We start from the raw sequence: 14643 nt of genomic DNA, 5'->3' as shown, positions 1-14643 counted from the left end.
TCCCAAATTCCAAACCATTCAGGTTAATTATACTTATGAAAAACAGATGTTTTTATGAACATATTGAATTTTAAGAAAAAAGTCAATTGTTTATTTTTAAACACTAAAAAAGCTTACTCTACATCTATATTACAAACTAAACAAACAACTAGAATATTACTTATTTTCTGTCTTTTATGTTGACGCTTACATATATTTTTAGTTATCATAACCTAATAAACGTCTATTTTACGACAATTCTAAAAATACAAACAAACATACATAACAAGGAGGACATTTATGAAAAAAGAAATACCTTTTGGTGTAGCCATGATCCCTATTATCATTACAGTTGCAGTTATGATGGTCACAATTGTTGTATTAAAACAAAGCCCTCACGTCCCACTTATTATCGGTACAACCGTTGCTTCCATCGTCGCTTGGCGTTACGGTTACAAATGGAACGACATTGAAGAAGCAATGTATAAAGGAATTCGCCTCGCATTACCCGCTATCGTTATCATTATTCTAGTAGGTTTAACGATCGGTGCTTGGATTGGTGGTGGAATCGTCGCAACAATGATTTATTACGGTTTAAATCTATTAACACCATCACTATTTTTAGTTTCAATTACAATTATTTGTTCTATTGTTGCATTAGCTATTGGTAGCTCTTGGTCTACAATGGGAACAATTGGTGTTGCAGGAATGGGTATTGGCCTAAGTATGGGAATCCCAGCTCCGATGGTTGCCGGTGCTATCATTTCCGGTTCTTATTTCGGCGATAAAATGTCACCGCTTTCAGACACAACAAACTTAGCCGCAGGATTAACAAATACAGATTTATTCACACATATTCGTCATATGTTATTTACTACAATTCCAGGTTTAATTATTACTCTTATCGTTTACGCGTTCTTAGGAAGAAGCTTCGGTGCTAACAATATCGATGCAAAAAGCATCGAGCAAACATTACAAGTATTGCAACAAAACTTTGTTATCTCACCTTTCCTATTAATCATACCTGTAGTTGTTATGGTATTGGTCGCTAAAAAAGTTCCTGCTATACCAGCTATTCTCGTAGGTATTATTTTAGGATTTTTATCACAAGTCTTTATTCAAGGTGGTTCTGTCTCATCAGCTGTCGCTGCACTCCAAAGTGGATTTGTCATAGACACTGGCAACAAGCTAGTAGACGAGCTATTTAATCGTGGTGGTTTAAGCTCTATGATGAATACCGTCTCTATGACAATTGTCGCTATGACTTTCGGAGGAGTATTAGAACATACAGGTATTCTTCGCTCCATTGTAAATCAAATTTTAAAATTAGCGACATCAGCAAAAGGACTTATCGCTTCAACTATCGCATCTTGCTTTGCAACAAATCTTACTTGCTCTGAACAATATATTTCGATTGTTGTTCCTTCAAGAATGTACGCGAATGCATACACAGAAAAAGGACTACATTCTAAAAATTTATCCAGAGCATTAGAAGATGGCGGAACATTAACTTCTGTTTTCGTACCTTGGAATACATGCGGCGTATTTATACTCGCAACACTTGGCGTAGGTGCCTTCGAATATGCTCCTTATGCTATATTGAATTTCATCGTACCTATTATCTCGATCATTTACGGTATAACTGGTCTCACAATTACGAAACTATCTGACATTGAAAAAGCAGAACTACTAAAAAAACAAAACACTCAATTAGAAGCTTAAAGATAACGGTAAATTCAGTTCATATATTGCGCGAGGACGCCCTTGTTGATAAGGCATTTCCTCGCCGCAAATATGAGCATACCCGTAATCAACTAATTTCTTTAACAACCTTTCTGTCGATCTTCGAGTCACTTGTAAGTACTCAGAAAGGTCAGCTGCTGTAAACTTTAATGACGGATGCGATTGACTAAATTGAATGATTTTTGATAAATTTGCTGGGCTAAGTTTCGTTTCCTTCGCTATTTTCATTAGTTCCGGATTATCATTTTTCAAACTTTGTACTCTCTGTTCTTTCGGGAACGGACCAAATAGTTCTTTATCACTTGTTAGTATATAAAAACAGTGGTCTATTGGATTATTCTTCGCGAAACCTTGGGCGATTTTAGCATTTTGCTCCGCTTCTTTCACAGTTTTTCCGTAACCAAATCCAATAGCTATCGTTCCTTCTATACTCGCAAATAAATTATTCATCGTATTTGTTTTTATAATGGATTCAATATCACCACGAGTCGTATATAAAATGAACGTCATTTCATCAATTGTTTTAAATGAACCACGTAGTTCTTTTGAAATAACATCTAATTGCTCAAGCAAACCATCTCGTAATTCTAAAGAAGAAATAATACAAGCACCAACAGTAGCTGAATGGCTTCTTGCTAACTCAGCTTTTATTTTTGCATCTTTTAGCCCATGTATAATAGATTGCTTCGGATCTATCATACGTTCTGAAGGAATACCTATTTTTTGAAGTTCATCATAGACAGCGTGAATACTAGTTAAAGCTAAATGAGCTTCTCCAGATTGATATTTAGCTACATGAAAATCAATAACTCTATTTATTTCATCTTTACTCCACAGCATATTTTCATAATCAAACACTTGTGGACTTTCTTTTATGCCAATATCATGGAACACATTTATAATGAATGAACGGTCTACTAAATCAATTGAAATGTTATGTGGTTGAACCCCTTGGTGATACATGACAGAAAGAATAGAAGATGCGACAGTCGTCTCGTCTTGCTGTAAGTACGTACTTGGAATTCGTAATTGTTCTCTTATTTCTTTTGCCATATAATAAGGTAAAGCACCTGAGAAAAAGATGAAATCACAAGGCTTTAAACGCTTTAATAGTTCAGAAGATTCTGCCGGATGAAGGTAAACATATGGATCAATTTCTATTTCTTCTAGTTTATGAGCAATAGGTAAAAGTGTCTCCATAAACTCTTTTGAACCGACAACTGCAATTTTTATCATCATTTCTCTAACTCCTTATCATTAATTAACGACTATTTAACGTCAACTATATCAAATGTACAAAACCATTGTAAACAGGAAGGGGTCTCTACCTAATGAAAATTACAGCTATTCATCTTTATGCAATTCGTTTACCGCTTCGCGATCCGTTTGTTATTAGTTACGGTTCTTATTCTGATATGCCTTCTATTATTGTCAAAATGGAAACAGACGAAGGCATTATCGGTTACGGTGAAGGCGTCGCTGATGATCACGTTACAGGCGAATCTTGGGAAAGTACTTTCCATACTTTAAAGCATACACTAGCTCCTGCTCTTATCGGGAAAAATCCAATGTATATCGAGAAAATACACGATATGATGGACAATACAATTTACGGTGTTCCTACTGCAAAAGCTGCGATTGATATTGCTTGTTTTGATATAATGGGTAAAAAATTAAATCAACCTGTATATCAATTAATTGGTGGACGATACCATGAAGAATTTCCTATCACTCACGTATTAAGTATCGCAGATCTAGAAGAAATGGCTGAAGAAGCTGCCTCTATGATTCAGAATGGTTACCAATCTTTCAAAATGAAAGTCGGTACAAATGTAAAAGAAGATGTAAAACGAATTGAAGCAGTACGTGAGCGTGTAGGAAATAACATCGCAATTCGTGTTGATGTAAACCAGGGGTGGAAAAATAGTGCAAACACATTAACAGCACTTCGTTCATTAAGTCATGTAAACATCGACTGGATTGAACAGCCTGTCATCGCAGACGATATTGACGCAATGGCTCACATTCGTTCGAAAACAGATCTTCCACTTATGATTGATGAAGGATTAAAGAGCTCTCGTGAAATGCGCCAAATTATTAAATTAGACGCTGCTGATAAAGTAAACATAAAACTAATGAAATGCGGCGGCATATATCCAGCTGTAAAACTTGCTCATCAAGCTGAAATGGCAGGTATTGAATGCCAAGTTGGATCCATGGTCGAATCATCCGTTGCCTCTTCCGCGGGATTCCATGTCGCTTTCTCGAAAAAAATTATTACGAGCGTTGAACTTACAGGTCCATTAAAATTCACGAAGGACATCGGAAACTTACATTACGACGTACCATTTATTCGCTTAAACGAACAGCCAGGACTAGGTATCGAAATAAATGAAGATACACTACGAGAACTCACCGTCTTTCAAGACAGTGTACGCTAAAGGAGGGCTAACGCATGACAGTTCTATACGAGGGCAGATTAAAACAAAATAACGAGCTATTTCACGTTACATTACTATCACTAGAGCACATCGAACAAATTTTATTACTACAAAACGTTGTAGTTGAAGCACTAGAAGATAAAAGTCGCTTACAACCACTCTCATTAGAAGAATTTCAATACATTCTAGAAGGAAACGGTATGATGATCGGTGCTTTTATCGAAAACGAACTCATCGCATTTCGCGCCCTGCTCGTCCCTCCTATCGACGATGAACATTTAGGACTCGATATTGGCATACCAGAAAGGGAACTGCACCGCGTCATCTATCAAGAAATCTCAAACGTTCATCCGAACTGGCGTGGAAATGGTATGCAAAAAATATTAGCGACAGTCATCATGGATGAATTACAAAAAGAAGATAGCAAATACGACTACGTTTGCTGCACCGTTGCCCCTTTTAACATTCCAAGTTTGAAGGATAAGTTCTCACAAGGGATGAAGATTGCTGCGCTGAAGGAGAAATATGGTGGTAGTATGCGGTATGTTTTTGTGAAGGAATTGAGTGGGAACAATGAAAGGGATTGGACCGATATTAAGAGCATTCCAATGACCAATGCTGGTGGACAGCAGGCGTTGCTTTCAGAGGGGTATCGCGGGTATGAGATGGAGAAGGTGGATGGAGATTTTGTTGTGAAGTTTGGGCGATAATTGCTACGCTAGAAAAAAGGAGATGTCTGCTGTGACATCTCCTTTTGCTTTCTCTTCCTTGAACATATCGATTGCAACTTCAAATATATCAGCGATTTCCAAAATATATCGGCGCAACTCCAAATATATCAGCGATTTCCAAAATATATCGACTTACCGACAAAGATTGACAATAAGTGCACCACTAAACCGTCATCTTCCAACTAGATAACGCTAACCAGTTCTCCATTTCCTTATAATCAGGCATGATTTTCCCGACAAGACGCCAAAAAGAGCGATCATGATTTAAATGAACCATATGACACATTTCATGAACAACTACATAATCAATTACTCGCTGTGGTGCCATCGCTAGCTTCCAATTGAATGTTAGCTGTAAATTTGAATCGCAAGTGCCCCACGTACGACTACTATCTGTAATACGAATAGAACGCGGTTTTGTTTTAAAGTTACTTTGATGTGCTTTAATACTCTTCTCTACTAATGACTTACACTGTTTATAGTAAAATCGCTTTAAAGCTTGTTGTATTTTCTCATCCTTTAGCTCTTTCACATAAATATGTAGCTTATCCCCTTCAAAAATTGCATTGTCTTGCTCAATGCTTGCATCTTGGGAAATCTGTATCGGATACGTACTTCCTAAATACAAAAAGCCTTCTCCTTGATCATAATCCTTTTCCTGTGGTCCACGCGCTCGCTCCGCCATTTCCTTACGTGTTGTCTGAATCCAATCCCACTTCTCTTCTAGCAACTGGACTAAATATTCAACAGGTGTCCCTTTTGGAGCTTGCACCTCAACATTCCCGTAAGAATCCACCAAAAAACGCACCGATTTTTTCTTTTTATAAGTTATATGAAAATTAATTGTTTCGCCTAAATATGTATGTACCATTTCCTCACCTAGCATATTATTTTTACAAATAAAAAGGAGTAGGATACAAACGTCCTACTCTACCTATTATATCATTTACCGCTTTAACGGAATCATTATCCTCTATACTTTACAGCTAATCCTTTAATGAAATTCCTTGCGTATCTATCGCCGCACTCTTTGTAATTTTTATGGCCTTTTTTTCTTAATAGAGCGCCTAGTTCTCCCTTAGTCACCGTAACGCCTACGCTATCTAATATATCAAGTACATCCTCACTCGTTAAAGATAGTGCTATTTTCATTTTCTTTAGAAGAAGGTTATTCGCACTTTCTTTGCTTTGTACAGGTGCCGGTTGCCCTGGTTTCGGATCTTGCTTACCTCTTTTTAAAGTAATAAATCCATTTAAAAATGCCTCTAACATCATCATATCGCATGTTTTTACGTACTCATCTTCTTCCACATCAGGGTTTTCAGGTTCATGCTGAGGCGCTCTCTTTATTTTTGTAAGCATATCAACTACGTCTTCTTTCGTTACTTCCATTCCGCCAAGTTTAAAAATTTCTACCATATCTATATCTTTTATATCTAAAGCATATCTTACTCTTTTTAATATATCGTTGTTGCTCATTGCCATTGGGTTTCCTCCTGAAATGTTGATTATTTTTAACTTTTTATTTGTAATACAGTTTACCGTAACTAATCTAAATAAGATTAGTTTTTATTATTTTCATAATTAAATTTAACAAAAAAGGTAGTGCCTTCCGATCCTGTTTGAATTTCTATTTTTGCATTATGACGGGTAGCAATGGCATAACATACGCCTAATCCCAATCCAGTTCCATTATCTTTGGTTGTGTAAAATGGAGTCCCCAGTTTCTCTAATACTTCAGGGCTGATACCTTTCCCTTCATCCCGCACTGCAAGCACCACACAATTTTGCCCTTCCTTATAGGTGCTAATGGTTAGAGTTTTCCCTGTACTCATCGCTTCTAAGCCATTACGGTATAGGTTCATTAATAATTGCCGTATCTCATTACGATTTAAAAGTAATGCTGGAACGTCATTTGTATCGACTTGAATATATTTATTTTGATTATGCGTATCTATCTTTATTAAAGGAATAATATCGTGGATAATTGAGTTTAAATCTAACATCTGCAAATCTGATTTCTTTGTATTACCTATTGAGAGAAATTCAGTAATAATAGAATTGGCACGGTCAAGTTCTTCAACCATTAAATTAAAGTAGTTATTATGTTTCTCATAGTTATTCTCTTCTTTTAATAACTGCAAAAATCCTCGTATTGTTGTCATTGGATTTCTAATCTCGTGGCTGATACCTGCTGCCATTTGCCCTATTAACTCTATGTTGGATAACCTTTTCAATTCCTGCTCATATTGTTTTTTTTCTGTTATGTTTTTACAAATACAACAAATACCATCATCATACGGATATGCAATAACTTCATGCCAATATTCATCAGAGGTAGAAAAAAATTCAAAATGAACTGTAGTTCGCTCTGACATTACACGATGAAGCTCCTTATATATAACTGTATCTACGCTACTTGGGAAGACCTCCCATATATTCTTACCTAATACGTCTTTTGCTGTTTTTCTTTGTGGGAAATGTTGATGTTTATTTACATAAGTAAATTCCCATTTATTATTCAAAGTCAAGAATCCATCCGTAATACTTTCAATCACACTTGTGACTTTTTCATTAGCAGCAGCCAGTTCTCTCGTTCGTTCTTCCACCATGCTTTCAAGTTGATCCATATATAACAAGTTTGAAAACGTAGGAGCTGTGGCATCAACGATAGATTTTGCCAGTTGAATTCGGGAATCATCGTAATTATGAGTTTTTTCCTCTTTGCCAACGACGATTACCCCTAATACTTCTCCCATTGAAACCAATGGCATCATCAGTAAACCCTTACTATCTATATGTTTTGTTCGAATAATCTCTTGAATCTTGGCTTCATAGCTTTTCTCCATCCAATCTGCTTCTATCCAATCACAGCCCGAGCTTAACTTCGTTGTCTTAATCGTTGTTTTGTCTAGCGGATCTAAAAGGTGGGCAGCCATGTTTTTACTCTCTAAAATCTGTCCTAAGTAAAAAAAGCATTTATCAAAACTCTCCTGTATTGAGGAACACATTGATAAATCACGGGTAACATTTAGTAACAGCTGCTTCTCGGCAATAAGATTTTCTTTTTGGGTTAAATTTTTTGCGTTTTGAATGGCGACCGCCGCCATGTTTACATAAGCTTCAACACTTTGAATTTCTGAATCTGTTAAGTTCATTGGAACTCCATAATCAAATAAAAAAACAAGACCAAATAACTCTTGCCCAAATGAGATAGGCAGAGCTAATAAAGACTTAATTTTGAACGCATCGACTGGTCTCGGATCCGGTCGATGATCCTTTGAGGTATCAGGAATATAGATGGTTTTTTTAGTTTCAATAACTTCTTTTGCCAGTAAGTCTACTTCAGGGTCAATTACTTGAGTATCGAGCATTACGCCATTTATGGTCTCTGGTTTTCCTGCAAACCCTCTAAATGTTCCATCTTCTTCAGGTAAATAAATTCCAACAGCGTCACACCTAACAATCTCCTCTGATATCGCCATTGTTACACGCTGCAATACTTCACGTAGTTCTAATTTTGTATTTATTATTTTGGTTATATTCGCGAGCCTAGAATATCTCGTTTGATCACTTAACATTTGCATAGCCTCCAATTATAGGCGTAATAAAGTGCAACTTTAATAAGTGAGGGGTGATTCATCCCCCACTTATTATCAGCCTGAATCCAACCTAACCCCTTTGCACTAGCAGAATTTTGAGGTGGGAGTTTTACTGCCTGCAAATAGCGGGATAAAATAAACATGCTAATATCAGTGAAAATCAAGATCAACCTACCATTTTCTCCTGTATTCTTTTCTTACCCTTGTTTTATATAGAATACCTCACTTACTTCTGATACGGTTCACCTTACACTAATAAAATTACTACACTCCATCCCTCTAACTTTCAAAAGTTACACCGTTTCACTACCCTGTGTCTCACTAACACTCGCCTCAAACTTATTAAGCAATGCGCGTACTTCATCCGTTGACTTCGTGCTCATCAATTGATTTCGTAGTTCAGCAGCCCCAGGGAAGCCTTTTACATAAATTTTGAAGAAGCGATGTAATCCTGTTATGGATCTTGGTAATACTTCTGCATATTGATCTTGAAGATCAAGTTGTAGTCTTAAAAGATCTAGATGTTCTTTACTGCTATGCTCTCTTGGTTCTTTTTCGAAAGCAAATGGATTTTTAAAGATTCCTCGTCCAATCATTACGCCATCAATGCCGTATTTTTCAGCAAGTTCCAGCCCAGTTTTACGGTCAGGAATGTCTCCGTTTATCGTTAGGAGCGTATTTGGTGCAATACGATCACGTAATTTTTTAATCTCCGGAATTAGCTCCCAGTGTGCATCTACTTGGCTCATCTCTTCTCTTGTACGTAAGTGAATAGAAAGGTTTGCAATATCTTGTTTAAAAATGTGCGTTAACCAATCTTCCCACTCGCTTAACTCTTTAAAGCCAAGTCTTGTTTTTACGCTGACAGGTAATCCGCCCGCTTTTGCAGCTTGAATAAGTTCTGCCGCAACGTCTGGACGCAAGATAAGGCCACTACCTTTTCCTCTTGATGCTACGTTTGGCACAGGGCAACCCATATTAATATCGATGCCTTTAAATCCTAACTCTGCCATACCAATACTCATTTGACGGAAATATTCAGGATTATCTCCCCAAATATGTGCCACCATTGGCTGTTCATCTTCTGTAAAAATTAAACGACCACGTACGCTTTTCATACCTTCTGGATGACAATAGCTATCTGAGTTTGTGAACTCTGTGAAGAATACATCTGGACGACCAGCTTCACTTACTACGTGACGGAAAACAACGTCTGTCACATCTTCCATTGGTGCAAGTACGAAAAATGGTCGTGGTAAATCACGCCAAAAATTATCTATCATTTCAAATTCAAATCCTCTCACTATGAATACAATTTCAAACTCTCAATAAACCAAAAAGCAGATGGTATAGATTTTCCTATATCAACTGCTTTCCTATTATACCAACTTAAGCCAAGCTACACACTCTACGTGACTGGTGTGCTGAGCGTAGATAAAATATAATAATGTTGATGTAGTAGTGTCCACCTAATATTAATATGAATATTTTACTTATAGTACGGTTCTCCCCTCTTTAATAACTAGTAAAGCGGTATCTTAACCATTATCACAATCAAACCAATAGGTTATTCCCTTTATTTCTTTACGATTAGGTTGAACCTCTATTTTCTTAATTATCGCTCTCAATAGAAACTTTTTTTGTTCATAAGTAGCATTTTCATATAGATCAGTGAAATTTTCAAGTGCGCTTATAATTATTTCTTTAGTAATCGGTACTTCTGCACTTTCAATTTTTCTATCTAATTTATTTTTTTCACTTTCTAGTTCACCTATCTCTTTTCTTAACTGTTCGTATAATTCTGCATATTCTTCTACTCGAATTTTCTCATCAAGATAATCCTTATTTAGTTTATTTAGACGATATTTCCCTCTTTTTAACTCTTCATTTTTCTTCTTTCCACGCTCCAATTTTTATGCCATCCCTATCTAAAGAATCCAATATATAGTGGGTTCTCTAAAATCGTTTTAATTGTACATATGCTAAATAACCTTCCTCTTTTTGTTTTAAAACATTGTTGATTTAGAATAATAGCAATCGATTTATATCCCTTCCCCTCAGCCCTTAAATGAAATATCTTCCGCACAATATCTGCTTCTGCTTCATTCACTTCTAGCTTTTTATTCTTAACGTCATACCCAAGTACGCGTCCCCCGTTCTAATATCCTTACTCTGCTCGTTTAGACATACCAGCTTTCACCCTCTGCACAATCATTGAACGCTCATATTGAGCAAACGTAGCTAAAAGTTGAATAAATGCAGTTCCTCCGGTTGTAGAACTATCTAGATTATTATCACTTATTACTATATAGCTTTTTCTTGGCACAAGAACATCGTCTATTCATTTAGTAACATCACTTACTTTTCTAGATATTCGGTCAACGGACTTAACCAAAATACCTTTAAATTTCTCTTGAGAAAGGTCTTTAAATAAACTTTGTATTTCAGGACGATTATAATCCTTACCCGAATAACCCTTGTCACTATAAATATCATATACCTCGTAACCTTTAGCTTTGGCATATAGTCTTAAATGATCTTCTTGAGCTTGTAGTGAGAAACCTTCATTGGCCTGTTCATCTGTTGATACTCTAATGTAGATTGCAACTTTATCCTTATTACGATTCATATTTCTTCCCCCGATTAATTAGGGATGATTATATCTGAATTTTCAGTTATAATTATCCCTAATATTTCTATTAATTGAGCCCATTTCTTCCTTTTTCAAATTCCTCATCCTCTTAATTTCTAAATAATAGGTTCATGTTTCCCTTTTACGTTTATATTTCTATAACTATACATTCCCTGATAAAAAGATTTTCTATCCAGAATTCGCCTAACTTTTACTTTCGTAATTTTTTTCCTTTTGCAGTAGTAAACCCCTCATTATTTAATTCATTGGCTAAATCAGTTAATGACCACTTAGGATATACCTCTCTTAAGTTAAATACACGTTGTACAATTTCCGCCTTCTTATCGTCAATCTCAATGTACTTTTTGCCTTTCCTAGCCTTTATATAACCAAAAGCAGCCCTTCCTCCATATCCACCTTCTTGAGCTTTCTTATTGCGACCACGACCTAGCTTAAGTGCAATTTCTAATCTTTGATATTGGTCTAACAATTCCATTAATCCATTAATTAAAAAATCATTTGGATCTTTCTTATAGATACTATAATTAGATTGTTCGATACTTTTCACATCGACCTTATTTTTATTAAATTCACGATGTACCAATACTTTTACGATATCAGAACGCCATAAACGGTTCGTATTCAGCACAACTACATAGTCTACTTTCTTGGTTTGGAGCATCGAAAGCATATTTTGGAATCCTTCTCTTTCTACTTCCATGGCTTCTTCATCTACTTTCGCACCACTAATTCCAAGGCCACTGTATATATCAATTAGAGTCCAATTATTTTCCTTACAAAAATTCCTTATCTCATCTTGTTGGTATAAAGTACTATAACCTTCCTTCGCCTGACCTTGAGTTGATACCCTGACATAACCAATAACATTCATATAAAATCCCCCTATTGTAACGATATTTAAAATTAACGTTATAACTTGATTTATATGTCTTTATTAAAGATTTAACTTAATAAAAACATTTTACATTATGCTATAATTTAGTAGTTAAGGGGGACTTAAAATGGAAGTTGCAAATGCTATGTATGTTTTTAATGGATATAAATTTCTTGATTTCATAGATGTAGAAAATTTTAAAAAGGATGCTTCATCAACGTATACTATTCCTGAAGAAATACAAAATCTTGATTTCCCAAAATATTACACTCACCTGATGGAAAATTTCCCTAATCAGTCTGAAGAAGCAGGGAAAATTTTCTTCGAAAATATTCTATATAGTCATCTCAAAAACATTTTTGTTGAAAAAATTTCTTCACATCCGAACCTAGAAGTTACTTCTTTTAAAAAAAATATAAAACGCTTAATAGAAGAAATTAATATTAGTGGATCTATTCCTCACACATTTCATAAACAAATGAGTGAAAATGGGTTTTATTTAATGGATGTTTTAAATATAACTATCCCTAATAGTACTTTCATCGCAGGACTTGATTATACCGAGAGTAATGGTATAGTAACTAATGCTAGATTTTTATTTGTTGAAGTAGTCCCGCAAGGTACAAAAAGCCCGACGTATTTCATCGCAGGAATTGAACTTGATTTTCTAAATAACCTTGCTTTAACCATGGTTAAAAATGTTGTAGGTTTAACAAAAGAAGATTCAGATACAGCTACGACTATTCACCAAATTCGCAAACACTCTTATCGAGCAATTCTTAATACCCTTGGTTTATCTTTACAAGAGCCTAAAGTCAAAGATGATCGCCTAGGTATGTATAAATTTTGTAAAGAACTAGATGACCGTCTATTACAGGATATACGGCAAAGTTTACATTCCCAGACAGATAACACAGTTAAAGATAGTGTTAAAAAATTAAATAATGCCTTATTTAATAAAAAGGAGAGTCTTAAGGCGACAGACAAGAGGGATTTAAGAAAGAATATAAGTTCTTTATTACTATCTTATTATATTGAATATAAAATTGAACCTATTGCTTTAGTAAAAAAAGCAAAAAAGGATAGACTTGTTGGATATCCTACCCGTATTAATTTCACTTCTAGTAAATCCGGTAGAAGCTCCACTCAATCATCTAATTCTAAATACCCTGTTTCAGCCTCTGACATGTTCCATAGTCTCTATTTCAGTTTTGAACAGGCATTAGGATTAGATAACTGGTCAATTTCCTGGTTTACCGACTATAATTTTATTGATGAAGCAGATATAGATGTGATTCAAACAACAATCTATTCTACAAGCAAACAATTTAGAATAGTTTTCCTTGCCGGCAGACCCCTAAATAAGGAGGTAATTCATTATGTTATTAGAACAGTTAATTCATACCGTGAGTAATAAACTACATATAAGTGAAGACGAGGTACTCGAAAAGTTAAACACCTTAGCTGAAGTTGTAAAATCTGAAATTTTCCCCAAAGAACGCTTGGTACATTATGACTTCGAAATACCTGAACTTGATATTATTCTTAATGAATTATTGCGAACAAGATTTATTTCAAAGTACATTTCCTACGATTGTGAAATTACAGATTCAATTGATTTTGCCGTTAGTATCAATGAAACTTGCAAACACTGTGGTGGAAATTTAGCTGATTCAGAAAATCATATAATAAATGAAACTTATATGTTAAACTCCAACTTTTTAGAAATAATCGGAGAACATAAAAAAGAAAATTTAAAAAAATATCTAATAGAGGATTTTCGAAGTAACTTAGATAGATTAAAAAATCGTACTGATAAACTGATTCCTTTTCTTGGTGCAGGAGTATCAATTCCTTTTAATTTACCTAGTTGGGGCGATTTACTCTTTGAATTAGATAAAGGTCTTGTAGACTCGAATCAAGAAAAATATAGAGATTTAATAAAGCGCGGGAATTATCTCAAGGCTTTAAGCTTTTTAAAAATCTACTCTGGGTTATATAAAACTGAACAATTAATAAAAAAAGATATTAGAGATATTATTAAATCTCGCTATATTAAGGAGACTAATAGTAATAACCATAACATCTTAGATATTTTAAAATTAGATACACAATTTATTCTTACTACCAATTACGATAACATAGTATCTGATTATTTGAGAGACTATACTGGTGAATTTATACTCCCACAAATATTAGAAAATGTTGATGATTTACAGGATTTAATGGGGGACGATTCACAAAAAGTAATTCACCTTCATGGTAATGTAGAAATGCCTAATTCAATGATAGTCACAAAAGATGATTATGATAAGCTCTATGCAGCGGAGAAAATAAAATCTGTTCTCAATGGAGTTATGAGTAACAAAACATTATTATTTATTGGTTTTTCATTTAATGATGAGTATTTTAAAGACCTTTATGATAAGATTTTCGCACAAATAAAAGGCGAACATTTTATTATAATTCCAAATTTACATCCTTTTGATTCTGAAGAATTATTACAAAGAAATTTAATACCAATAGGCATAAATGTAGATAAAACTAAGAAACATGATTTTGTAAAAGCTATAAAAACAGTTTTAGAAGAATTACATTAGAGCGCTTATTATAAGCGCTC

12 protein-coding genes and 2 pseudogenes are annotated in these 14643 nt (G+C 34.8%); 5 read left to right on the top strand and 9 right to left on the bottom strand.

Annotated elements, in window-relative coordinates; genetic code table 11:
• Positions 1-279: 279 nt before the first annotated feature.
• Positions 280-1701, top strand: a complete 1422-nt coding sequence (gene nhaC, locus NST14_RS02085; protein WP_000711545.1) for a Na+/H+ antiporter NhaC — start codon at positions 280-282, stop codon at positions 1699-1701.
• Here nhaC and NST14_RS02080 read toward each other — a convergent pair.
• Positions 1690-2961 carry a hypothetical protein gene (locus NST14_RS02080; protein WP_000972842.1) on the bottom strand — a complete coding sequence of 424 codons (1272 nt, stop codon included), beginning with the start codon at positions 2959-2961 and terminating at the stop codon, positions 1690-1692. The genes nhaC and NST14_RS02080 overlap by 12 nt on opposite strands.
• 92 nt (positions 2962-3053) lie before the next feature.
• Here NST14_RS02080 and NST14_RS02075 point away from each other — a divergent pair, with 92 nt between their 5' ends.
• Positions 3054-4163, top strand: a complete 1110-nt coding sequence (locus NST14_RS02075) for a mandelate racemase/muconate lactonizing enzyme family protein (RefSeq protein ID WP_229143092.1) — start codon at positions 3054-3056, stop codon at positions 4161-4163.
• A 14-nt stretch (positions 4164-4177) separates the two neighbouring features.
• Positions 4178-4873, top strand: coding sequence for a GNAT family N-acetyltransferase (locus NST14_RS02070; RefSeq protein WP_229143091.1), 696 nt, complete (start codon positions 4178-4180; stop codon positions 4871-4873).
• Between the two features lie 184 nt (positions 4874-5057).
• On the opposite strand, the gene NST14_RS02065 is transcribed toward NST14_RS02070, so the two are convergent.
• The 8 genes and pseudogenes from NST14_RS02065 to NST14_RS02030 form a co-directional block, all read right to left on the bottom strand.
• Positions 5058-5765 carry a M48 family metallopeptidase gene (locus NST14_RS02065; RefSeq protein WP_000233732.1) on the bottom strand — a complete coding sequence of 236 codons (708 nt, stop codon included), beginning with the start codon at positions 5763-5765 and terminating at the stop codon, positions 5058-5060.
• A gap of 95 nt (positions 5766-5860) precedes the next feature.
• Positions 5861-6379, bottom strand: a complete 519-nt coding sequence (locus tag NST14_RS02060) for a YehS family protein (RefSeq protein ID WP_001251709.1) — start codon at positions 6377-6379, stop codon at positions 5861-5863.
• 77 nt (positions 6380-6456) lie between these two features.
• Positions 6457-8475 carry a GAF domain-containing sensor histidine kinase gene (locus NST14_RS02055; protein WP_000947566.1) on the bottom strand — a complete coding sequence of 673 codons (2019 nt, stop codon included), beginning with the start codon at positions 8473-8475 and terminating at the stop codon, positions 6457-6459.
• Positions 8476-8789: 314 nt separating this feature from the next.
• Positions 8790-9779, bottom strand: coding sequence for a tRNA dihydrouridine synthase (locus NST14_RS02050; RefSeq protein ID WP_000566689.1), 990 nt, complete (start codon positions 9777-9779; stop codon positions 8790-8792).
• Positions 9780-10034: 255 nt separating this feature from the next.
• Positions 10035-10406, bottom strand: a complete 372-nt coding sequence (locus tag NST14_RS02045; RefSeq protein ID WP_229143090.1) for a hypothetical protein — start codon at positions 10404-10406, stop codon at positions 10035-10037.
• Positions 10407-10420: 14 nt separating this feature from the next.
• The gene (locus NST14_RS02040; protein ID WP_431093765.1) at positions 10421-10606 is read right to left on the bottom strand and encodes a recombinase family protein; all 186 of its coding nucleotides are present in this window, start codon (positions 10604-10606) and stop codon (positions 10421-10423) included.
• A 57-nt stretch (positions 10607-10663) separates the two neighbouring features.
• Positions 10664-11125: pseudogene (locus tag NST14_RS02035) on the bottom strand (recombinase family protein).
• Between the two features lie 119 nt (positions 11126-11244).
• Positions 11245-12020: pseudogene (locus NST14_RS02030) on the bottom strand (recombinase family protein).
• Between the two features lie 130 nt (positions 12021-12150).
• Here NST14_RS02030 and NST14_RS02025 point away from each other — a divergent pair.
• Positions 12151-13437, top strand: a complete 1287-nt coding sequence (locus NST14_RS02025; protein WP_229143088.1) for a hypothetical protein — start codon at positions 12151-12153, stop codon at positions 13435-13437.
• The gene (locus tag NST14_RS02020) at positions 13403-14623 is read left to right on the top strand and encodes an SIR2 family protein (protein WP_229143087.1); all 1221 of its coding nucleotides are present in this window, start codon (positions 13403-13405) and stop codon (positions 14621-14623) included. Before NST14_RS02025 ends, NST14_RS02020 begins: the two co-directional genes overlap by 35 nt.
• Positions 14624-14643: the final 20 nt, after the last annotated feature.

Source organism: Bacillus sp. FSL W8-0519 (genome assembly GCF_038005585.1).
GTDB lineage: Bacteria > Bacillota > Bacilli > Bacillales > Bacillaceae_G > Bacillus_A > Bacillus_A paranthracis.
The sequence above is the reverse complement of the archived record's forward strand: the minus strand, read 5'-3'. Positions and strand labels throughout refer to the sequence as shown.

Excerpts from the sequence above, each read along its gene's own strand:
- nhaC (WP_000711545.1), top strand. The coding sequence starts at position 280 with ATGAAAAAAGAAATACCTTTTGGTGTAGCCATGATCCCTATTATCATT.
- NST14_RS02080 (WP_000972842.1), bottom strand. The coding sequence starts at position 2,961 with ATGATGATAAAAATTGCAGTTGTCGGTTCAAAAGAGTTTATGGAGACA.
- NST14_RS02075 (WP_229143092.1), top strand. The coding sequence starts at position 3,054 with ATGAAAATTACAGCTATTCATCTTTATGCAATTCGTTTACCGCTTCGC.
- NST14_RS02070 (WP_229143091.1), top strand. The coding sequence starts at position 4,178 with ATGACAGTTCTATACGAGGGCAGATTAAAACAAAATAACGAGCTATTT.
- NST14_RS02065 (WP_000233732.1), bottom strand. The coding sequence starts at position 5,765 with ATGGTACATACATATTTAGGCGAAACAATTAATTTTCATATAACTTAT.
- NST14_RS02060 (WP_001251709.1), bottom strand. The coding sequence starts at position 6,379 with ATGGCAATGAGCAACAACGATATATTAAAAAGAGTAAGATATGCTTTA.
- NST14_RS02055 (WP_000947566.1), bottom strand. The coding sequence starts at position 8,475 with ATGTTAAGTGATCAAACGAGATATTCTAGGCTCGCGAATATAACCAAA.
- NST14_RS02050 (WP_000566689.1), bottom strand. The coding sequence starts at position 9,779 with ATGATAGATAATTTTTGGCGTGATTTACCACGACCATTTTTCGTACTT.
- NST14_RS02025 (WP_229143088.1), top strand. The coding sequence starts at position 12,151 with ATGGAAGTTGCAAATGCTATGTATGTTTTTAATGGATATAAATTTCTT.
- NST14_RS02020 (WP_229143087.1), top strand. The coding sequence starts at position 13,403 with ATGTTATTAGAACAGTTAATTCATACCGTGAGTAATAAACTACATATA.